Below are 19,814 nucleotides of genomic sequence, written 5' to 3'. Positions count from 1 at the left end.
GAATCGGAGAACGTCAGAGGCGGCCAAAAGGGGATCGATATGGCCAAAAGAACTGACCGAAATTCGCCCCTCCTATTGGTTCTTGAATCTGGAACCCGGAACCTGTGGGAGCTGGCTTGCCAGCGATAGCGGAGTGTCAGGCCACTTGATTGCCGGACGCGCCGGCGTCATCGCTGGCAAGCCAGCTCCCACAGGGAAAGTGTCAGTGTGGACGGAACTGACTCGGCGCCACGCCGCTCCAGCGCACGAAGGCATGGCGGAAGCTCGCGGTCTCGCTGAAACCCAGGGTTTCGGCGATGCGATAGATCGGCAACTGGTCCTCGCAAAGCATCTGTTTGGCTCGCTCGAAGCGCAGTTCGTCGAGCAGTTCCTGGTAGCTGCAACCCATGTCCTTCAAATGCCGGCGCAAGGTGCGCGGCGAGCAGTTCATTTGCTGCGCCAGACCTTCCAGCCCCGGTGCGGCATTGAGCTGTGCGCTGAGCAACTGGCGGATCCGCCCCAGCCACGCCTGGCGGCCGGTGAACTCGGTGTTCTGCTTGCGGCAGCGTTCGGCCATGGCCTGGTGGGTGATGATGTCGGCCAGCGGCAGCGGCTGGTCGAGCCAGCGCCGGTCGAAGGCGAAGGCGTTGTCCTTGGCGCCGAAGTGCAGCGGCGCCTTGAAGTGTTCGGTGTAGCTGTCGCGGTAATCCGGCGCGGAGTGTTCGAAGCGGGTGGCGAGCAGCGGTAGCGGGTGGCCGAGCAGGTCGTCACAGATGACTTTCAGCGACACCAGACAGAACTCGGCATTGAACACCGCCATTGCCGGGCTTTCGCGATAATCGGCGGCGACGAACCAGACGCGCTCGCCGTCGTCTTCCAGGCTCAGCTCGAAAAGTGTTCCCAGCAGCGCCGGATACCGGATCGCCAGCCGCAAAGCGTCACCGAAGGTGGCACAGGTCAGCAGCGCGTAACCGAGGATGCCGTAGCAGGAAACGTGCATGCGCCGGCCCAGTTCCAGACCGATGTCGTGCTTGAGCGCGACGGCGTTGGCGCAGACCTGCATCTCCTGATTGGTGGTGATGCGGGTGTCGGCCCGGCTCAGATCCGCCGCGCTGATGCCGCTGCCGGCCAGCAACGCTTCGCTGGACAGGCCCTGATCCCTGAAAGTGTTGAGCACCAGGGAGACGGCGTTGAGGGTGGTGAGGTGGGAGTGGAGCATAGGATCTTCCAGCCTTGGGATAGCTGGAGCGCAGCAAGTTACATGCCGGACCAAGAATCAATTGTGGGAGCGGGCTTGCTCGCGAATGCGTTGTGTCAGGCGACGTGAACGTATCTGATATACCGCTTTCGCGGGCAAGCCCGCTCCCACAGGGGGGTGACGTGGTCTCAGACCAGCTCACCGCACAGGTCGAGTTCGACCAGACGCCGTACTTCAGCTGTCTCAAGGCCTGCACCCAGCAAAGCATTCAACTTGCCGAACGCCGCCTCACGGGTCATGCCGCCACCGGACAGCACGCCAACGCCACGCAAGCGGCTGCCGGCTTCATACACATCCAGCTCCACACCGCCTTCATGGCACTGCGTCACGGCAACTACGACGACACCGTTGTCCCGCGCCCGGCTGAGGCTGGCGAGGAATTGCGGGTTGTCGCTCGGCCCGGTGCCGCTGCCGTAGCACTCCAGCACCAGACCCTGAATGCCGCTGTCGAGCAGGCCGTCGATGATCTCGGCGCCGATGCCCGGGAACAGCGGCAACACCGCCACCTTGGCCAGTTGCTTGGGCTGGTTGTAGTTCAGCGCGGCCGGCAGGGACGTGGCTTTCACGCCGCCGCCCTGACGCTCCAGGCGTTTGAACGGATGACGGCCGAAGCTGCGCACTTTCGCGCAACGGGTCGGGGCCAGCAGTTCGCCGTGGAAATACAGATGCACGCCCGGCGCCAGGCCGTGGCCGAGGGCAACCAGTGCGCCGCTGAGGTTTTCCCAGGCGTCGCTGTCGGTGACGCCGGCCGGCAGCATCGAGCCGGTGAAGCACACGCGAGCATGCAGGCCGAGCAGCTGAAAACTCATGGCAGCGGCGCTGTAGGCCAGGGTGTCGGTGCCGTGCAGGATCAGCACGCTGTCGCAGCCTTGCACATCGACGGCGTCGACCACCGCTTCACGCAGTTGCTGCCAGTAGGCCGGGGTCATGTTGGCGCTGTCGATCAGCGGCGACATCTCGCGAAAGCGCCACTGCGGCACCACCAACTCAGGCTGGCTGTGCAGGTGATCGCGCATCCGCGCTTCGAAACCGGACGCCGGGGCCAGGCCATTGGCGCTGGCCTGCATGCCGATGGTGCCACCGGTGTACAGCACCATGACGTGCTGGGCGGCAGGGTAGGAATTGGCAATCATCTGAAGGTCTCCACAAGAGATGACATGTGGGAGCGGGCTTGCTCGCGAATGCGGTGTGTCAGCTAAAGATGTTTCGACTGATTCACCGCATTCGCGAGCAAGCCCGCTCCCACAGGTAATGCATTGCACTTTAACTGACGGGCGCAGGGGATGCGCCCGTCTTTCACCGATCAGCGTTGCGCTGCGGGGATGCCTTGCGGCTGAGCGTCAGCCTGAGTGTCCGCCGACGGATTGGCAGGCCAGGCTTTCAGGTCCAGATCCAGGTCGCTGAACTTGCTGGAGTCGAACACCGGCTGGTCGACGCCTGCACGGCGTTGTGCATCGTAGTCGCGCATCACGCGCATGCCGACCTTGAACAGCATGGCCAGGGCCACCAGGTTGACGAAGGCCAGGCAGGTCATGGTGATGTCGGCGAAGGCGAACACGGTCGACAGGTCCTGCATCGAACCCCAGACCACCAGCGCCAGCACCAGGCCGCGGAACGTCATCAGTGCAGCGCGGTTGCGGGTGAGGAACTGCAGGCTGTTTTCGCCCAGGTAGTAGTTGTAGAGGATGCAAGTGAAGACGAACAGCGACAGCGCGACGCTGACGAACATGCGGCCCCAGTCACCAACCACGGCGGCCAGCGAGTTCTGGGTCAGGACGATGCCATCACCTTCGAAGCCCGGGGTGTAGAAGCCCGACAGCAGGATCAGCAGCGCGGTGCAGGTGCAGATCACGAAGGTGTCAAGGAACACGCTGAACGCCTGAACCACGCCTTGAGCGCCCGGGTGCTTCACGGCGGCGACGGCGGCGACGTTCGGCGCACTGCCCAGGCCCGCTTCGTTGGCGAACACGCCACGCTTCACGCCCATCACGATAGCGCTGCCGAGCAGGCCGCCGAAGGCCGGGTCGAGACCGAAGGCGCTCTTGAAGATGGTTTCCAGCATGGCTGGCACGTGTTCGATCTGAGTGCCGATCACGTACAGGGTCACGCCGATGTAGGCCAGGGTCTTGATCGGAACCAGCAGGTCGGACACCGAAGCAATACGCTTGATGCCACCGATGAAGGTAATGGCCAGCAGCACTGCCAGGACGATACCGGTGTGTTGCGGATCAAAGGCAAAAGCGTTTTGCAGCGAGTGGGTCACGGTGTAGGACTGCAGGCCGATGAAGGCGAAGCCGTAGGTGACCAGCAGCAGGATCGAGAACACCACCGCCATGCCTTTGAGTTTCAGGCCGTGCTGGATGTAGTAAGCCGGACCGCCACGGTACAGGCCGTCGCCATCGGCGCGCTTGTAGACCTGGGCCAGCGTACATTCGAAGAAGCTGCTGGACATGCCGACCAGCGCGGTCACCCACATCCAGAACACCGCGCCCGGACCACCGAGGGTCACGGCGATGCCGACACCGGCGATGTTGCCTGCACCGACGCGGCCGGCGAGGCTGAGCATCAAGGCCTGGAACGAGCTGAGTTGCCCGGCGCTGCCTTTGAGGCTGTCGCGGAACACCGCGAACATGTGGAAGAAGTGGCGCAATTGAACGAAACGCGAGCGAATCGTGAAGTAGCTACCGAGCCCGACAATGAGCACGATCAGTACTTTCCCTGAGAGGAAGTCGTTGATGACTTCGAGCATGGATTTTTCCTCGCTGTTTATTGTGTAAGCAAATGCTGGATGGTCGGAAACATCGCGTTACACCGGTGTGCGCGCGGCACAACAGGCGAGGCGAGGGTTTCGTCCCGGATCCATATCGCGGGTTTGTTATTAGTTCGGGTTTCGCATGGGTTATGGCCTCGTTACCGACGACCGCTCACGCGAAGAGGGGCGGCACTATACCGATCAGTGCGGCGCCCGTCTGCACGGTTGTGGTGCAAGCGACGAAACGAGGCTTTGAAACACCCGACGTTACCGGCGTCGGGGCTTTTGCGGGATTGCTCCCACAGAAGACGTTTGTCCTTTCAAATAGTTAAAAAAAAGGGCTTGGGGAAAACTCCCCAAGCCCTCAAAAGGTGAGAGGTGTCTAGTCCCTCGACCTGGTGAGCGGTGCTACAAGTAACGCGTCGGATCAGGCCTTCAGAGGCACCAGACGCGGAGCAATCATGTTTTCCGGGCGCAGGATGTCGGCGAGCATGGCTTCGTCGAGCAGACCTTCTTCGCGCACCAGTTCCAGCACGCCGCGGCCGCTTTCAAGGGCGATACGGGCGATGCGGGTGGCGTTTTTGTAGCCGATGTACGGGTTCAGTGCGGTGACCAGACCGATCGAGTGTTCGACCAGTTCGCGGCAGCGCGCTTCGTTGGCGGTGATGCCGACGATGCAGTGCTCGCGCAGCATGTCCATGGCGCGTTGCAGCAGGCGGATCGAGTCGAGGATCTTGAAAGCGATCAGCGGCTCCATCACGTTCAGTTGCAGTTGGCCGCCTTCGGCTGCCATGGTCAGCGCCAGATCGTTACCGATGACCTGGAATGCCACCTGGTTCACGGCTTCTGGGATCACCGGGTTGACCTTGCCTGGCATGATCGAGCTGCCTGGCTGACGCGCCGGCAGGTTGATTTCGTTGATGCCGGTGCGCGGGCCGCTGGACAGCAGGCGCAGGTCGTTGCAGATCTTCGACAGCTTCACCGCGGTGCGCTTGAGCATGCCGGAGAACAGCACGAAGGCGCCCATGTCGGAGGTGGCTTCGATCAGGTCGGCGGCTGGAACCAGCGGTTGACCGCTGATCAGCGCCAGACGCTGTACGGCCAGGGCCTGGTAGCGCGGGTCGGCGTTGATGCCGGTGCCGATCGCGGTGCCGCCCAGGTTCACTTCAGTCAGCAGTTCCGGGGCCAGCGTCTTCAGACGGGCCAGGTCTTCGCCCATGGTGGTGGCGAACGCACGGAATTCCTGACCCAGGGTCATCGGCACGGCGTCTTGCAGCTGGGTACGGCCCATCTTCAGGACGTGGTTGAATTCTTCACCCTTGGCCGCAAACGCCTGAATCAGGCTGTCGAGGCTGGCCAGCAACGCGTCGTGACCCAGCAGCAGACCCAGGCGGATCGCGGTCGGGTAGGCGTCGTTGGTCGACTGCGCCATGTTCACGTCGTCGTTCGGGTGCAGGTACTGATATTCGCCTTTCTGATGACCCATCGCTTCCAGCGCGATGTTGGCGATCACTTCGTTGGCGTTCATGTTGGTGGAGGTACCGGCGCCACCTTGAATCATGTCGACCACGAACTCTTCGTGGAAATCGCCGCGGATCAGACGTGCACAGGCTTCGCTGATGGCAGCGTGCTTGGCTTCGCTCAGGTGACCCAGCTCGCGGTTGGCGTCAGCGGCGGCCTGTTTGACCATCGCCAGACCGACAACCAGCTTCGGGTAGTGCGAAATCGGAACGCCGGAGAGGCGGAAGTTGTTCACCGCTCGCAGGGTCTGGATGCCGTAATACGCTTGAGCAGGGACTTCGAGGGCGCCAAGCAGGTCGTTTTCTGTGCGGAATGATGCAGCGGAGGACATGATAGAAATCATCTCGATATGGACCCGGTCTGTGCCGGAACGCTGCGAATGCTAGGCTTGTGGGAATTTTTGGGCCAATGCTGTTAAACACTGCCCTATGCACATTCGGCATAATGCCCGTGTGACGCCGCGTGCGCGGCAGACGTGTGACCTGTTTTGGTGCGTGTCCGGGAGGACGTGATGAATCTGGAAAGCAAATGGCTCGAGGACTTCAGTGCTCTGGCCGCCACCCGCAGCTTCTCGCAGGCGGCCGAACGGCGCTTCGTGACCCAGCCGGCATTCAGTCGGCGGATCCGCAGCCTGGAGGCGGCACTCGGGCTGACGCTGGTCAACCGCTCGCGTACGCCGATCGAGCTGACGGCGGCGGGGCAACTGTTCCTGGTGACCGCGCGCACGGTGGTCGAACAGCTCGGCGAAGTACTGCGTCATCTTCATCATCTGGAAGGCGGACAGGGCGAAGTGATCCAGGTCGCGGCGGCGCACTCGCTGGCCCTCGGCTTCTTCCCGCGCTGGATCGCGCAACTGCGCAACGAAGGCCTGAACATCGCCACGCGGCTGGTGGCGACCAACGTCGGCGACGCGGTGCACGCGTTGCGTGAAGGTGGCTGCGATCTGATGCTGGCGTTCTATGACCCGGACGCAGCGATGCAGATGGACCCGGAAATCTTCCCGTCGCTGCACCTGGGCCAGACCGAAATGCTTCCGGTGTGTGCGGCGGATGCCAACGGCAAGCCGCTGTTCGATCTGGAAGGTGAGGGCAGTGTGCCGTTGCTGGCGTACAGCGCCGGGGCGTTTCTGGGGCGTTCGGTGAATGGCTTGCTGCGCCAGCGTCAGCTGCGCTTCACCACGATCTATGAAACGGCCATGGCCGACAGCCTGAAAAGCATGGCGCTGGAAGGTCTCGGCATTGCCTGGGTGCCGCAACTGAGCGTTCGCGCCGAACTGGCCAGGAGCGAGCTGGTGGTCTGCGGCGGCCCGCAATGGCATGTACCGCTGGAGATTCGCCTGTATCGCTGCGCGCTGGTGCGCAAGGCCAACGTGCGGTTGTTGTGGCGCAAGCTGGAAGGCGGTGCGGCGCAAGGTACGGCCGGTGCGTGAAACATGTCCCGGCCACTGACCTTCGAGTCAATAAAACCGGGCTTTTGCGGCAGATGACAGATGGTCGCAACGGGGGCTGTTTATTGCTTTCTTTGCGGTATACTGCGCGGCCTTCGGCCGGTTCGTCCGGCCATTTTTCCTACAACAAGCCACGCATCCTGCGTGGCTTGTTGTTTTTGACGCGCCTGCGGGCGCCCAGAGAGAAGAGGCGCGACGATGAGTGCACTGGTTGGCGTGATCATGGGCTCCAAGTCCGATTGGTCCACCCTTAGCCACACCGCCGATATGCTGGAAAAGCTCGGCATCCCTTACGAGGTCAAGGTGGTTTCCGCCCACCGCACCCCGGATCTGCTGTTCCAGTACGCCGAAGAGGCTGAAGGCCGCGGCATCGAGGTGATCATCGCCGGTGCCGGTGGCGCAGCCCACCTGCCAGGCATGTGTGCGGCCAAGACCCACCTGCCGGTGCTGGGCGTGCCGGTGCAGTCGGCCATGCTCTCGGGCGTCGATTCGCTGCTGTCGATCGTGCAGATGCCGGCCGGCATTCCGGTTGCCACCCTGGCCATCGGCAAGGCGGGTGCAATCAACGCAGCCCTGCTGTCGGCGAGCATCCTGGGCGCCAAGCATCCACAATTCCATGCGGTACTGAAAACCTTCCGTGCCGAGCAGACAGACAGCGTCCTGGACAATCCAGACCCACGTATTGCCTGAGGTTGTTGAGATGAAGATCGGTGTAATCGGTGGCGGCCAGTTGGGCCGCATGTTGGCCCTGGCGGGCACCCCGCTGGGCATGAACTTCGCTTTCCTCGACCCTGCGCCGGACGCTTGCGCCGCTGCGCTGGGCGAACACCTGCGGGCCGATTACGGCGATCAGGATCATCTGCGTCAGCTCGCCGATGAAGTCGATCTGGTGACCTTCGAGTTCGAAAGCGTCCCGGCGGAAACCGTGGCCTTCCTTTCGCAATTCGTACCGGTCTACCCGAGTGCCGAAGCCCTGCGCATCGCTCGCGACCGCTGGTTCGAGAAGAGCATGTTCAAGGACCTGGGGATTCCGACCCCGGCGTTCGCCGACATCCAGTCGCAAGCCGACCTGGACGCCGCCGTCGCGTCGATCGGCCTGCCGGCCGTGCTGAAAACCCGCACCCTGGGTTACGACGGCAAGGGCCAGAAAGTCCTGCGCAAGCCGGAAGACGTGGTCGGTACGTTCGCCGAGCTGGGCAGCGTGGCCTGCCTGCTGGAGGGCTTCGTGCCGTTCACCGGCGAAGTGTCGCTGATCGCCGTGCGTGCCCGTGATGGCGAGACGAAGTTCTATCCATTGGTGCACAACACCCACGACAGCGGCATCCTCAAGCTGTCCGTTGCCAGCACCGATCACCCGCTGCAGGCTCTGGCCGAAGACTATTCCAGCCGCGTACTCAAGCAGCTGAACTACGTCGGCGTGATGGCGTTCGAGTTCTTTGAAGTCGACGGTGGCCTCAAGGCCAACGAAATCGCCCCACGCGTACACAACTCCGGGCACTGGACCACCGAAGGCGCCGAGTGCAGCCAGTTCGAAAACCACCTGCGGGCCGTTGCCGGTCTGCCGCTGGGTTCGACCGCCAAGGTCGGCGAGAGCGCGATGCTCAACTTCATCGGCGTTGTACCGCCGGTTGAAAAGGTCATCGCCATCGACGATTGCCACCTGCATCACTACGGCAAGGCCTTCAAGGCCGGGCGCAAGGTCGGTCACGCCAACCTGCGCTGCAAGGACAAGGCGACCCTCGAGCAGCAGATCCTCAAGGTCGAAGCGCTGATCGCCGAGTAACGACAGTTTCATCTGGCAGCGGCGGAACCATTAAGGGGCCGCCGTTCTCTCATGGCAGGATGCCAAAGTCTGACTAGGCTTTGGCATATCTATTATTCAGAGGGAAATGCCATGGGAATTATCGGAACCATCTTTATCGGCCTCATCGTCGGCCTGCTGGCGCGGTTCCTGAAACCGGGCGATGACAGCATGGGCTGGATCATGACCATCCTGCTCGGTATCGGCGGTTCGCTGGCAGCCACTTACGGCGGCCAGGCCCTGGGCATCTATCAGGCGGGTCAGGGTGCAGGCTTTATCGGCGCGCTGGTCGGCGCGATCGTGCTGCTGGTGATCTACGGCCTGATCAAAAAGAACTGATCCAAAGCGACAAAGCCCTCTCTGCCAATCCGGCGGGGAGGGCTAGAATGCTCGGCGATTCAGCGTTCCCTCCTTATTCGAGCATCCTTTACCGAGCACCTTCATGCGCCGTCTTCTGTTGACTCTCCTTTTGCTGGGCAGCGGTCTGGCCCACGCCGGCGATCTGCCGGAAACCGACTGGCTGGAACTGATGCCCAAGTCGGATCAGAAAGCCCTCGAGGCCATGCCTGAAATCGACCACAACTCCCCGGAAGCCACCGGCACCTTCACCGAGAAAGGCGGGATGAAGCAGGCCAAGGGTTTGCCGGCGGTGATGTATTCGACCAAGACCGTGGCGTCGATGAACGACAAGCACATCCGCATCGGCGGTTACCCGGTGCCGCTGGAATCCGACGCCAAGGGTCGCAGCACGCTGTTCTTTCTCGTGCCGTACCCGGGCGCGTGCATCCATGTGCCGCCACCGCCGCCGAATCAACTGGTGCTGGTGCGTTATCCAAAAGGCTTGAAGCTGGATGACATCTACACGCCGCTGTGGGTGACCGGCACGCTGAAGATCGAAAAGGTCAGCAATGACCTCGCCGATGCGGCATATGCGCTGGACGCGGACAAGGTGCGGGTGGTGCAGGAGTCCGATCTCTAAGACCTGCTCATAACAAATGTGGGAGGGGGCTTGCTCCCGAAGGCGGTGTATCAGTCAATGGATTCGTCGACTGAGACACTGTCTTCGGGAGCAAGCCCCCTCCCACAATGGGTTTTGCGGTGTTGGTTAGAGCGGCTTGCTGCCGACGCTGACACCCATGGTGTGGCTGGCATCCGGCGCCAGGTTCATCACATCGTTCATCACGTTCGCCGTCTCGATGCACAGCATGCGCTGCCAACCATCGTTGTCCATGTCGCTGAGCGCAGCGGCGCGGTCGATCCACGGGTTCCAGATCACCGCCGTGCGTGAGCCGGTGGTGGTCAGCACGATGCGTCGTTCCCAGGCCGGGTCGACGATGCTCAGTTGCGGCGGGGCGTCGAGGTAGATGCGGTCGGTTTCCCCGGCAAAACGCAGATCGCCCTGCTGCGTGTTGGTTTTCCAGTCATCCAGGGTCTCGATGTAATCCAGGCCATCCACGCCTTCGACGTGCACGTTGCGCACATCGCTGACGGCGAAATAGCTGTGCAACGCCTGGCTGATGCTGACGGTGTTGGCACCACGGTTGTGGCTGGTCAGGCTGATATGCAACTGATCGTCGAGGCGCAGGGTCAGGGTCAGGTCGACCTGATGCGGCCATTCCGGAAAACCGCCCTCGGGGTAGGGCAGCTTGAATTCCACTTTCAGGCTTTCGCCTTCGGTTTCGATGCCGCCCAGTTCCCAATCCATCGCCCGGACAAAACCGTGGGCGCCGGCGGGTTCTTCGCTCGTGCGCATCGCCTGCACGCTCTGCGGGTTGCGGGCGAAGATGCCGAACCACGGCCAACACACCGGAACGCCGGCGCGGATGCTCTTGCCGGTCTTGAACACGGCCTTGTCGTTCAGCCAGATCAGCGGCGGCTGGCCGTCCACCTGATAACTGAGGATGTGCGCGCCTTGCTGGGCCACCAGCACTTCGGCCTGACAGTGGCGGATGCGCCAGCAGTTCAGTTCATCCAGTTTCACGGCTTCAACGTTGGGCGTGTTCATGGGACAACTCTCGATCAGCAACTTGGACGACTATCGACCGTGAAACGGCCGCGAGGTTTAACGTGCGCGTGGCGGAACCGAACGGGTGCGACCGCTGCCATCGATGGCAACGAACACGAACACCGCTTCGGTCACTTTACGCCACTCGCTGGACAACGGGTCGTCGCTCCACACCTCGACCATCATCTGGATCGAGCTGCGGCCGATTTCCAGGGTCTGGGTATAAAAGGACAATTGCGCGCCGACAGCCACCGGCACCAGAAACGCCATGCGGTCGATGGCAACGGTCGCAACACGGCCGCCGGCAACACGGCTGGCCATGGCAGTGCCGGCCAGGTCCATCTGCGCCACCAGCCAGCCGCCGAAAATATCGCCGAAGCCGTTGGTTTCGCGGGGAAGCGCGGTGATTTGCAGGGCCAGGTCGCCTTGCGGGATCGGATCTTCTTGTTCGAGCTCTATCATGCCGGGGGTGCCTCTGACCCGTGACTCTTCGTTGGGTATTGCTGGTGGTAGCCGTCTTCGGGAAAAACGATTCAGCACCGAACATACTACGTTCGTCACGTTTTCCATCAGGCGCCTAAGGAGAAACTCTGCGAAACCGGCTAATCCCGAGCAAGGGGCGGGCCAACGACGTTTTCGCACAGCAACCCCTTACAAACCGGAGCAAGGTTGCGAGTATATCGGTCGGTAGACTCCGCGACGACCGTCCGGTTCTCATTTCGACCGGCAAATACGCGCCTCTATGTGCTTTTTCGAACAATTTGCTATGGTGCCGAACCTGCCCGAGCCACAGCCAGCGTTGTTGTGGCGGCAGATCCGACTATAAGAGAAGACCTTGCCATGACCACAGCGCCCTCGAGCCTCGCGCAGCCCGACCAACCCGCACGACCGTTGACCCGCAATGACTACAAGACTCTGTCGCTATCGGCCCTGGGGGGCGCGCTGGAGTTCTACGATTTCATCATCTTCGTGTTCTTCGCCACCGTGGTCGGCAAATTGTTCTTCCCGGCCGACATGCCCGAGTGGCTGCGCCTGATGCAGACCTTCGGCATCTTCGCCGCCGGCTACCTCGCACGGCCGCTGGGCGGGATCGTCATGGCGCACTTCGGCGACCTGCTGGGGCGCAAGAAGATGTTCACCCTGAGCATTTTCATGATGGCCGTGCCGACCCTGATCATGGGCCTGCTGCCGACCTACGCGCAGATCGGCCTGTGGGCGCCGATCCTGCTGCTGTTGATGCGCGTCATCCAGGGCGCGGCGATTGGCGGCGAAGTGCCGGGGGCGTGGGTCTTCGTTTCCGAACACGTACCCGGCAAGCACATCGGCTACGCCTGCGGCACCCTGACCAGCGGCCTGACGGCGGGCATTCTGCTCGGTTCGCTGGTCGCCACCGCGATCAACAGCATCTATACGCCAGCGGAAGTGTCGGATTACGCCTGGCGTATTCCGTTCCTGCTGGGGGGGGTGTTCGGTCTGTTCTCGGTCTACCTGCGCCGCTGGCTGCACGAAACTCCGGTGTTCGCTGAACTGCAACAGCGCAAGGCGCTGGCCGAAGAAGTGCCGCTGCGCGCCGTGCTGCGTGATCATCGCGGGGCGATCGCAGTGTCGATGCTGCTGACCTGGCTGCTGTCTGCCGGCATCGTCGTGGTGATCCTGATGACCCCGACCGTGCTGCAAACGGTCTATCACTTCTCGCCGACCACCGCGCTGCAATCCAACAGCCTGGCGATCGTATTCCTGAGCCTGGGCTGCATCATTTCCGGCGCACTGGCCGATCGCTTCGGTGCCGGTCGCGTGTTCGTGTTCGGCTGCCTGGGCTTGCTGGCCAGTTCCTGGACCTTCTATCACAGCCTCGCCGATCACCCGAACTGGCTGTTCCCGCTGTATGCGTTGACCGGTTTCCTGGTCGGCACCATCGGCGCGGTGCCTTATGTCATGGTCAAGGCGTTCCCGCCGGTGGTGCGCTTCAGCGGTCTGTCCTTCTCTTATAACGTTGCCTACGCCATCTTCGGCGGCCTGACCCCGATGGTGGTCAGCCTGCTGCTGAAAGAAAGCGCGATGGGGCCTGCCTACTATGTGGCGGTGCTGTGCGGGATGGGGATCCTGGTCGGCGCGTGGTTGTGGAAGAAGGGACGCTGATTTAGTTCCAGCACTCAGGGCTTTCGCCAGCGCGAAAGCCTTGTTTCACACTCGCCAATCGGCAGGCGAGCACCGTGGCCAAGCATGTGAGCCAAAGCATTTGCAGCTTCTGTTTCGTCGATGACTTGGTGCTCTACCATTAAATCGAGCAGCCATAGCGCGCCGTGTACCTGTAACCCATCTCTTTGGGCCTGACGGCGCAACCTGCCATCTCCGGTGAGTAAAGGACGGCCCGTTTCCTGCGCAAGCAAGTAGCAGGAGACGTCGGCTAAAGAGCTGTTGTTGTGCTCGATCCTCAGCCCCGACAATCTTATTACACCTGCCTCATCGAACGATTCGACAATCAACCCTCGGTCGAGCAGCTCGTCGTGTGAAAAGTCGTCGAGTTCGTACATTACGAAGTCAGTGCAACACAGCGTAAACGGCAAGCTGAACATCTGCTCCAGCAATCCGGCATTTCTGAAGTCGATCCAGATATTTGTATCACTGATATAGATCAGACTCATGCACTCTCCAGTGAGCCCAAGAAATTGGGGTCAAGTGCGCTCACTGGTTTGCGCAGGAGTTCAGCAGCCCGCGACTTGGTGATCAATCCTTCCGCCAATCCCCAGAACACCAGCGAATCAAAGCGCTGGGGCGGTTTGCACGGCATAGGTTCGGGCTCTGCTTTGCGCCAGCCGTTGGCACTGAATTGAATAGTGAGGGATTTGTAGCCACTTTCGCTAAGTAGCTTCAGATCCTTCAGTCGTCTCAACGCAGCATGCATCGATATTCCGTATTGGCGTTTGGCGATCAGTAGCTCTCGTGGATGGACTCTGGACCGGGGATGGCTGCCGAAATCGCCGTTTACGCTTTTGGCGGGGTAGAGAAATGCGCCGGCAAAACGGTGACAACAGTTTTCTTTGTCTCTCTCCGGCATGTCTCCAGGCAACGCCATAACCCAATGGCCGAGCTCATGAGCAGCCGTAAATCTGATTCGCTCACCTGGACGGTCAGCATTCAAGGCAATTAGTACATGTTCGCCGTCACCGGTAGCAGCACACGCGCCATCGAAATCATCTGGGCCGTTCAGCATTGCAACCTTGATGCTGTGCTCTTCCAGTTGCTCAGTCAGATTGGCGATGGGATCGCTACCGATTCCCCAAAACTGGCGAAGCTTCTCGGCTGCTAGCTCGGCCTCTTCGAGGGTTGAAACCGGGAGCATCTGCGCGGGGGTGGCAGGGGTCTGGATATCTGCTGGATCGAAACATTGCTCAAGTGAAATGTAGCGCTCGAGATGTTCCCGAATTTTTTCTTCAACCTGAGCTTGGCGATACTTTGGCATCCTTGCCAGCTTTCGAAACTCCAGAGGAGCCAGCGGAATAACCTCCGCGCGGAAAAAATATTCGGGACTGACCTGAAGTGCCTTGGCCAGTTGCAGCAGGCGAGAAGAGTTTGGAGTGCTCAACCCTTTTTCATATTTGCTTAACGCTTGTTTGGTGATGTCGCCAAGCTGGGCCGCCAGACCCTCTAGGGTGAGGCCTCGTTGCAGACGGGCGCGGCGAATTCGGTCGTTTATCATGAGTTCCTCTCGTGGTTGACAAGGCTATCTTTTGGATTCGATTTGTCAACCTGCTGCGGAATTCATTTTTTGTGACACCTCGGATGCTGGCCTTTCATCCAATTGTCATATTTCAGCCATAGAGTGTTCACACGGCCTGCTGATACTTGGCCCCGACTTAACACACCCTATCTGCTAGGAGTAAGGCATGAAACTGAAGCGTTTGATGGCGGCAATGACTTTTGTCGCTGCTGGCGTTGCGACTGCCAACGCGGTTGCCGCTGTTGACCCTGCTATCCCGAGCTACACCAAGACCACTGGTGTGTCGGGCAACCTGTCCAGCGTCGGCTCCGATACCCTGGCCAACCTCATGACCCTCTGGGCTGAGAACTACAAAAAAGAATACCCGAACGTAAACATCCAGATTCAGGCCGCTGGCTCCGCCACCGCGCCACCTGCGTTGACTGAAGGCACCTCCAACCTGGGCCCGATGAGCCGCAAGATGAAGGACACCGAACTGGCTGCCTTCGAACAGAAATACGGCTACAAGCCAACCGCTATCCCGGTTGCCGTGGACGCCCTGGCTGTTTTCGTTCACAAGGACAACCCGATCCAGCACCTGACCATGGAACAGGTTGACGCGATCTTCTCGTCCACCCGTCTGTGCGGCGCCAAGACCGACGTGAAAACCTGGGGCGACCTGGGCGTGACCGGCGACCTGGCCAACAAGCCGGTTCAACTGTTCGGTCGCAACTCGGTATCCGGCACCTACGGCTACTTCAAGGAGGAAGCCCTGTGCAAAGGCGACTACAAGCCTAACGTCAACGAACAACCAGGCTCGGCTTCGGTCGTGCAGTCGATCAGCTCCTCGCTGAACGGCATCGGTTACTCGGGCATCGGCTACAAGACCGCCAGCGTGAAAACCGTTGCTCTGTCGAAGAAGGGCAGCACTGACTTCATCGAAGACACCGAAGAAAACGCCCTGAACGGCAAATACCCGCTGTCGCGTTTCCTGTACGTATACGTCAACAAAGCCCCGAACAAGCCTCTGGCCCCGCTGGAAGCCGAGTTCGTGAAACTGGTTCTGTCGAAACAGGGCCAGGAAGTGGTAGTGAAAGACGGCTACATCCCGCTGCCAGCCAAGGTTGCTGCAAAAGCACTGGCTGACTTGGGTCTGCAGGAAGGCGGCGCTGAAGTCGCAAAAAAGTAACAAACTGAGTCAGGGGTGAACCCCGCCTGACTCACGTGTGGGGCCCGGCCCGCAAGCGGCCCGGCCCCCACACTCCCCGAATTCTTCTATCCACTGCCAGTGCCCTGCTGGCGGCGGATTTGGTGCGTCACTGCATTGTCATCTTTCTGTCATACAGGATCGCTAGGGTGTGCGCATGAATGATCTGGCCAATTCCAAAATGACTACGAACCCTCCCAAGCGCATTGACTTCAATACGCCTGAGTTGCAACGCAAGCGCCGCATTCGCGCGCTCAAGGATCGCTTCACCCGCTGGTACGTCCTCGTCGGCGGTCTGGCGGTGCTGGCAGCCATCACCCTGATCTTCTTCTTCCTCGCCTACGTGGTCGCGCCGCTGTTCAAGGGTGCTGACCTGAGCGCGAAAGATGCAATCACCCCGGCCTGGATGCAGGACGCCGGCAAGCCGCTGATGATTTCGCTCGAAGAGCAGAATCAGGTGGCCATGCGCGTTTCCGACAAGGGCCAGGCGCTGTTCTTCGACATCGACAGTGGCGCTGAATTGAAGCGCGTCGATCTGCCTTTGCCGGCAGGCGCCAGTGTGACCTCCATCGGCGAAGACCAGCCGGGCCATCCGCTGGTGGCCGTGGGCCTGTCCAACGGTCAGGCGCTGGTATTCCGTCACACCTATAAAGTCAGCTACCCGGATGGCAAGAAAACCATCACCCCGGCTATCGAGTATCCGTATGGCGATGCACCGATCGCGCTGAACGAAAGTGGCGGTGCGCTGGAACACGTCAGCCTCAACGCCACTGATTCGACCCTGATGCTGGTCGGCTCCACCGGTTCGCAACTCAATGTGCTGTCGCTGACCAGCGAAGAAAACATGATGACCGGCGAGGTCACCAACGAGCAGAAGCGTATCGATCTGCCGCAGATGACCGAGCCGGTGAAAAACATCTTCGTCGACCCGCGCCAGCAGTGGCTGTACGTGGTCAACGGACGTGCCCAGGCCGATGTGTTCAGCCTGCGCGACAAGAGCCTCAACGGTCGCTACAAGCTGCTGGAAAACGGCGAAGCCGAAGTCACCGCTGCCACGCAGCTGGTAGGCGGCATCTCGCTGATCGTCGGTGACTCCAAAGGTGGCCTGGCCCAGTGGTTCATGGCCCGCGACACCGATGGCGAGCTGCGCCTGAAGCAGATCCGCACCTTCCAGATGGGCACCACGCCGATCGTTGAAATTTCCGCCGAAGAACGTCGCAAGGGCTTCCTGGCCCTGGATGCCAGCGGCAAGCTCGGCGTGTTCCACAGCACCGCGCACCGCACCTTGCTGGTCGATCAAGTCGTCGAAGGCCAGGGCCTGTTCGGTCTGTCGCCTCGCGCCAACCGCGTGATCGTCGAAGCCGGCGGCAAGCTGCAACCGTTGCTGCTCGACAACCCGCACCCGGAAGTCTCGTGGAGCGCGCTGTGGAGCAAGGTCTGGTACGAGAACTACGACGAGCCTAAATACGTCTGGCAATCGACTGCGGCCAACACCGATTTCGAACCGAAACTGAGCCTGTCGCCACTGACTTTCGGCACCCTGAAAGCCGCGTTCTACGCGATGCTGCTGGCGGCACCGCTGGCCGTCGCCGCTGCGATCTACACCGCGTACTTCATGGCCCCGGGCATGCGCCGCAAGGTCAAACCGGTGATCGAGCTGATGGAAGCGATGCCGACGGTGATCCTCGGTTTCTTCGCCGGCCTGTTCCTCGCGCCCTATGTGGAAGGGCATCTGCCGGGCATCTTCAGCCTGCTGATGCTGCTGCCGATCGGCATTCTGATCGCCGGTTTCACCTTCAGCCGCCTGCCTGAGTCGATCCGCCTGAAAGTCCCGGACGGCTGGGAAAGTGCGCTGCTGATCCCGGTGATCCTGTTCGTGGGCTGGCTGTCGCTGTACATGAGCCCGTTCATGGAGAACTGGTTCTTCGGCGGTGACATGCGCATGTGGATCTCCCACGACCTGGGCATCACCTACGACCAGCGCAACGCACTGGTGGTCGGTCTGGCCATGGGTTTTGCGGTGATCCCGAACATCTACTCGATCGCCGAAGACGCCGTGTTCAGCGTGCCGCGCGGCCTGACCCTGGGCTCGCTGGCCCTCGGTGCCACGCCGTGGCAGACCATGACTCGCGTGGTCATCCTGACTGCCAGCCCGGGCATCTTCTCGGCGCTGATGATCGGCATGGGCCGTGCGGTCGGTGAAACCATGATCGTGCTGATGGCCACCGGCAACACCCCGGTCATGGAAATGAACCTGTTCGAAGGCCTGCGCACCCTGGCCGCCAACGTCGCAGTGGAAATGCCGGAGTCGGAAGTCGGCGGCAGCCACTATCGCGTGCTGTTCCTCTCGGCGCTGGTGCTGCTGTTGTTCACCTTCGTCATGAACACCCTCGCGGAACTGATTCGTCAGCGTCTGCGCAAGAAATACTCGTCGCTTTAAGCAAAGGTAGAAGTCTGTGAAACAGAACTCCCTGAAAGGATGGTTCAAGAGCGGCGCCCCCGGCGTCTGGATCAGCGGCGGCGCGGTGTCCATCGCGGTCATCATGACCATTGGCCTGCTGGCGGTAATCGCCGTGCGCGGTCTGGGTCACTTCTGGCCGGCGGATCTGATCCACGCCAGCTATGACGTACCGGGCCAGGGCCAGCATCTGGTCGTGGGCGAGGTGGTGCAGAAAGAAGAAGTGCCGCGCGCCCGTCTGAAGAGTGCCGGTCTGCCGGTGCCGGACGAAGGTCCGGAATTCATGACCCGCGAGCTGATCAAGGTCGGCAACCGTGACCTGAACGGCAACGACTTCACCTGGATCGTCGGCGAGTGGCTGACCAACCAGACGAACCCGCCGGAGCTGATGGCGCTGGAGCGTCGCGAGTGGGGCAACTTCTACGGCTACCTGGTCAACGTCAAACAGGACGGCAAGGTGATCGCCGAAGGCGAAGCGGCCTGGCCTGAGTTGCAAGCGCGGATCAACCGCGTGAACGGCCTCGCCGCGCAGCTCAAGACCCTGGAAAAAGTCGACATCGGCGCGATCAACGCCGGCCTCGAGCGCATTCGTCTGCACGGTCGCAAGCTGGAACTGGAAGGCAAGCTCGACGCCACCGCGCAAGCGGACATGGAATCCGAGCGCGCCGAGCTGAACGCCCGCTATCAGGACATCGAGGCTCGTCTGGCGGATCTGCACGCGCAGTTCAACCGTGACGCCTTGACCGCTCGTGATGCCAACGGCAAGGAAATCGAAATCGGCCTGGGCAAAGTGGTTCATGCCTACCAGCCGAACGCGATGGGTACGTTCACCAAGATCGGTTTCTACTTCAGCAAGGTCTGGGAATTCCTGTCCGACGACCCGCGTGAAGCGAACACCGAAGGCGGGATTTTCCCGGCGATCTTCGGCACCGTGATGATGACCCTGATCATGGCCATGATCGTGACCCCGTTCGGCGTGCTGGCGGCGGTGTACCTGCGTGAATACGCCAGGCAGAACACCCTGACCCGGGTTATCCGGATCGCGGTGAACAACCTGGCGGGTGTTCCGGCGATTGTTTACGGTGTGTTCGGTCTGGGCTTCTTCGTCTACGTGCTGGGTGGTTCCCTCGACCGTCTGTTCTTCCCGGAAGCGCTGCCGGCACCGACCTTCGGTACACCGGGTCTGCTCTGGGCTTCGTTGACCCTGGCGCTGCTGGCGGTGCCGGTGGTGATCGTGGCCACCGAGGAAGGTCTGGCGCGTATCCCGCGCACCGTGCGTGAAGGCTCGCTGGCCCTCGGCGCGACCAAGGCTGAAACCCTGTGGAAGATCGTTCTGCCGATGGCCAGTCCGGCCATGATGACCGGCATGATCCTCGCCGTGGCTCGCGCCGCCGGTGAAGTGGCGCCGCTGATGCTGGTGGGTGTGGTGAAACTGGCGCCGTCGCTGCCGGTGGACGGCAACTACCCGTACCTGCACCTGGATCAGAAGATCATGCACCTGGGCTTCCACATCTACGACGTCGGCTTCCAGAGCCCGAACGTCGAGGCCGCGCGGCCGCTGGTGTACGCCACGGCGCTGTTGCTGGTGCTGGTGATCGCCACCCTGAACCTGTCGGCTGTGTACATCCGTAACCACCTGCGCGAGAAGTACAAGGCGCTGGACAGCTGATCGCCGTCACAAGAATT

The 19,814-nt window shown here is 61.3% G+C and carries 17 protein-coding genes; 9 read left to right on the top strand and 8 right to left on the bottom strand.

Features of this window, described 5'->3' with window-relative positions; all coding sequences use genetic code 11:
* Positions 1-202: 202 nt before the first annotated feature.
* The 4 genes from KJY40_RS00540 to aspA all read right to left on the bottom strand — a co-directional run bounded on the left by KJY40_RS00540 (position 203) and on the right by aspA (position 5,841).
* Positions 203-1,198 carry an AraC family transcriptional regulator gene (locus tag KJY40_RS00540; RefSeq protein WP_230734323.1) on the bottom strand — a complete coding sequence of 332 codons (996 nt, stop codon included), beginning with the start codon at positions 1,196-1,198 and terminating at the stop codon, positions 203-205.
* Between the two features lie 167 nt (positions 1,199-1,365).
* Entirely contained in the window at positions 1,366-2,370 is a 1,005-nt protein-coding gene (locus KJY40_RS00535) for an asparaginase (protein WP_230734321.1), read from the bottom strand.
* A 170-nt stretch (positions 2,371-2,540) separates the two neighbouring features.
* Positions 2,541-3,986, bottom strand: coding sequence for an alanine/glycine:cation symporter family protein (locus KJY40_RS00530; protein WP_085747953.1), 1,446 nt, complete (start codon positions 3,984-3,986; stop codon positions 2,541-2,543).
* Between the two features lie 430 nt (positions 3,987-4,416).
* Positions 4,417-5,841, bottom strand: a complete 1,425-nt coding sequence (gene aspA, locus KJY40_RS00525) for an aspartate ammonia-lyase (RefSeq protein ID WP_003229645.1) — start codon at positions 5,839-5,841, stop codon at positions 4,417-4,419.
* Between the two features lie 180 nt (positions 5,842-6,021).
* On the opposite strand from aspA, the gene KJY40_RS00520 reads away from it, so the two are divergent.
* The 5 genes from KJY40_RS00520 to KJY40_RS00500 all read left to right on the top strand — a co-directional run bounded on the left by KJY40_RS00520 (position 6,022) and on the right by KJY40_RS00500 (position 9,737).
* Positions 6,022-6,939: a LysR substrate-binding domain-containing protein gene (locus KJY40_RS00520; protein WP_230734319.1), complete on the top strand. Its 918-nt coding sequence runs from the start codon at positions 6,022-6,024 to the stop codon at positions 6,937-6,939.
* Positions 6,940-7,155: 216 nt separating this feature from the next.
* Positions 7,156-7,647, top strand: a complete 492-nt coding sequence (gene purE, locus KJY40_RS00515) for a 5-(carboxyamino)imidazole ribonucleotide mutase (protein ID WP_007954291.1) — start codon at positions 7,156-7,158, stop codon at positions 7,645-7,647.
* Between the two features lie 10 nt (positions 7,648-7,657).
* Entirely contained in the window at positions 7,658-8,740 is a 1,083-nt protein-coding gene (locus KJY40_RS00510) for a 5-(carboxyamino)imidazole ribonucleotide synthase (protein ID WP_007954299.1), read from the top strand.
* 111 nt (positions 8,741-8,851) lie between these two features.
* On the top strand, positions 8,852-9,097 hold the full coding sequence (locus KJY40_RS00505) for a GlsB/YeaQ/YmgE family stress response membrane protein (protein ID WP_003229635.1): 246 nt from the start codon (positions 8,852-8,854) through the stop codon (positions 9,095-9,097).
* A gap of 103 nt (positions 9,098-9,200) precedes the next feature.
* Positions 9,201-9,737: a DUF3299 domain-containing protein gene (locus KJY40_RS00500; protein WP_115079737.1), complete on the top strand. Its 537-nt coding sequence runs from the start codon at positions 9,201-9,203 to the stop codon at positions 9,735-9,737.
* A 126-nt stretch (positions 9,738-9,863) separates the two neighbouring features.
* Here the strand turns inward: KJY40_RS00500 and KJY40_RS00495 are convergent, their stop codons facing one another.
* A complete protein-coding gene (locus KJY40_RS00495) occupies positions 9,864-10,763 on the bottom strand; it encodes a D-hexose-6-phosphate mutarotase (protein ID WP_230734317.1) in 900 nt (299 codons plus the stop codon).
* Between the two features lie 57 nt (positions 10,764-10,820).
* Positions 10,821-11,225 (bottom strand): acyl-CoA thioesterase, encoded by a 405-nt coding sequence (locus KJY40_RS00490; RefSeq protein ID WP_003229628.1) that lies wholly within the window; start codon positions 11,223-11,225, stop codon positions 10,821-10,823.
* Positions 11,226-11,603: 378 nt separating this feature from the next.
* On the opposite strand from KJY40_RS00490, the gene KJY40_RS00485 reads away from it, so the two are divergent.
* Positions 11,604-12,902 (top strand): MFS transporter, encoded by a 1,299-nt coding sequence (locus KJY40_RS00485; RefSeq protein ID WP_230734315.1) that lies wholly within the window; start codon positions 11,604-11,606, stop codon positions 12,900-12,902.
* Between the two features lie 14 nt (positions 12,903-12,916).
* Here KJY40_RS00485 and KJY40_RS00480 read toward each other — a convergent pair whose 3' ends face one another.
* Both KJY40_RS00480 and KJY40_RS00475 read right to left on the bottom strand, forming a co-directional pair.
* On the bottom strand, positions 12,917-13,408 hold the full coding sequence (locus tag KJY40_RS00480) for a PIN domain-containing protein (protein ID WP_230734313.1): 492 nt from the start codon (positions 13,406-13,408) through the stop codon (positions 12,917-12,919).
* Positions 13,405-14,463: a helix-turn-helix domain-containing protein gene (locus tag KJY40_RS00475; RefSeq protein WP_230734311.1), complete on the bottom strand. Its 1,059-nt coding sequence runs from the start codon at positions 14,461-14,463 to the stop codon at positions 13,405-13,407. The genes KJY40_RS00480 and KJY40_RS00475 overlap by 4 nt, the downstream gene beginning before the upstream one ends.
* Positions 14,464-14,650: 187 nt before the next feature.
* Between KJY40_RS00475 and KJY40_RS00470 the strand changes: the two genes are divergently transcribed.
* The 3 genes from KJY40_RS00470 to pstA all read left to right on the top strand — a co-directional run bounded on the left by KJY40_RS00470 (position 14,651) and on the right by pstA (position 19,797).
* Positions 14,651-15,652, top strand: coding sequence for a phosphate ABC transporter substrate-binding protein PstS (locus tag KJY40_RS00470; RefSeq protein ID WP_007954316.1), 1,002 nt, complete (start codon positions 14,651-14,653; stop codon positions 15,650-15,652).
* Positions 15,653-16,076: 424 nt separating this feature from the next.
* On the top strand, positions 16,077-18,110 hold the full coding sequence (locus KJY40_RS00465) for an ABC transporter permease subunit (protein ID WP_230737782.1): 2,034 nt from the start codon (positions 16,077-16,079) through the stop codon (positions 18,108-18,110).
* Between the two features lie 16 nt (positions 18,111-18,126).
* A complete protein-coding gene (pstA, locus tag KJY40_RS00460; RefSeq protein ID WP_230734309.1) occupies positions 18,127-19,797 on the top strand; it encodes a phosphate ABC transporter permease PstA in 1,671 nt (556 codons plus the stop codon).
* Positions 19,798-19,814: the final 17 nt, after the last annotated feature.

Origin of the sequence: Pseudomonas fitomaticsae, assembly GCF_021018765.1 — a bacterium.
Taxonomy (GTDB): Bacteria; Pseudomonadota; Gammaproteobacteria; order Pseudomonadales; family Pseudomonadaceae; genus Aquipseudomonas; species Aquipseudomonas fitomaticsae.
The sequence above is the reverse complement of the archived record's forward strand: the minus strand, read 5'-3'. Positions and strand labels throughout refer to the sequence as shown.

Bases quoted from the DNA above. Each gene is read 5' to 3' on its own strand.
- KJY40_RS00480 (WP_230734313.1), bottom strand. From the start codon at position 13,408: ATGAGTCTGATCTATATCAGTGATACAAATATCTGGATCGACTTCAGA.
- KJY40_RS00510 (WP_007954299.1), top strand. From the start codon at position 7,658: ATGAAGATCGGTGTAATCGGTGGCGGCCAGTTGGGCCGCATGTTGGCC.
- KJY40_RS00535 (WP_230734321.1), bottom strand. From the start codon at position 2,370: ATGATTGCCAATTCCTACCCTGCCGCCCAGCACGTCATGGTGCTGTAC.
- KJY40_RS00540 (WP_230734323.1), bottom strand. From the start codon at position 1,198: ATGCTCCACTCCCACCTCACCACCCTCAACGCCGTCTCCCTGGTGCTC.
- KJY40_RS00490 (WP_003229628.1), bottom strand. From the start codon at position 11,225: ATGATAGAGCTCGAACAAGAAGATCCGATCCCGCAAGGCGACCTGGCC.
- aspA (WP_003229645.1), bottom strand. From the start codon at position 5,841: ATGTCCTCCGCTGCATCATTCCGCACAGAAAACGACCTGCTTGGCGCC.
- KJY40_RS00530 (WP_085747953.1), bottom strand. From the start codon at position 3,986: ATGCTCGAAGTCATCAACGACTTCCTCTCAGGGAAAGTACTGATCGTG.
- KJY40_RS00485 (WP_230734315.1), top strand. From the start codon at position 11,604: ATGACCACAGCGCCCTCGAGCCTCGCGCAGCCCGACCAACCCGCACGA.
- KJY40_RS00475 (WP_230734311.1), bottom strand. From the start codon at position 14,463: ATGATAAACGACCGAATTCGCCGCGCCCGTCTGCAACGAGGCCTCACC.
- KJY40_RS00495 (WP_230734317.1), bottom strand. From the start codon at position 10,763: ATGAACACGCCCAACGTTGAAGCCGTGAAACTGGATGAACTGAACTGC.
- KJY40_RS00470 (WP_007954316.1), top strand. From the start codon at position 14,651: ATGAAACTGAAGCGTTTGATGGCGGCAATGACTTTTGTCGCTGCTGGC.
- KJY40_RS00520 (WP_230734319.1), top strand. From the start codon at position 6,022: ATGAATCTGGAAAGCAAATGGCTCGAGGACTTCAGTGCTCTGGCCGCC.
- KJY40_RS00500 (WP_115079737.1), top strand. From the start codon at position 9,201: ATGCGCCGTCTTCTGTTGACTCTCCTTTTGCTGGGCAGCGGTCTGGCC.
- KJY40_RS00505 (WP_003229635.1), top strand. From the start codon at position 8,852: ATGGGAATTATCGGAACCATCTTTATCGGCCTCATCGTCGGCCTGCTG.
- purE (WP_007954291.1), top strand. From the start codon at position 7,156: ATGAGTGCACTGGTTGGCGTGATCATGGGCTCCAAGTCCGATTGGTCC.
- KJY40_RS00465 (WP_230737782.1), top strand. From the start codon at position 16,077: ATGCAGGACGCCGGCAAGCCGCTGATGATTTCGCTCGAAGAGCAGAAT.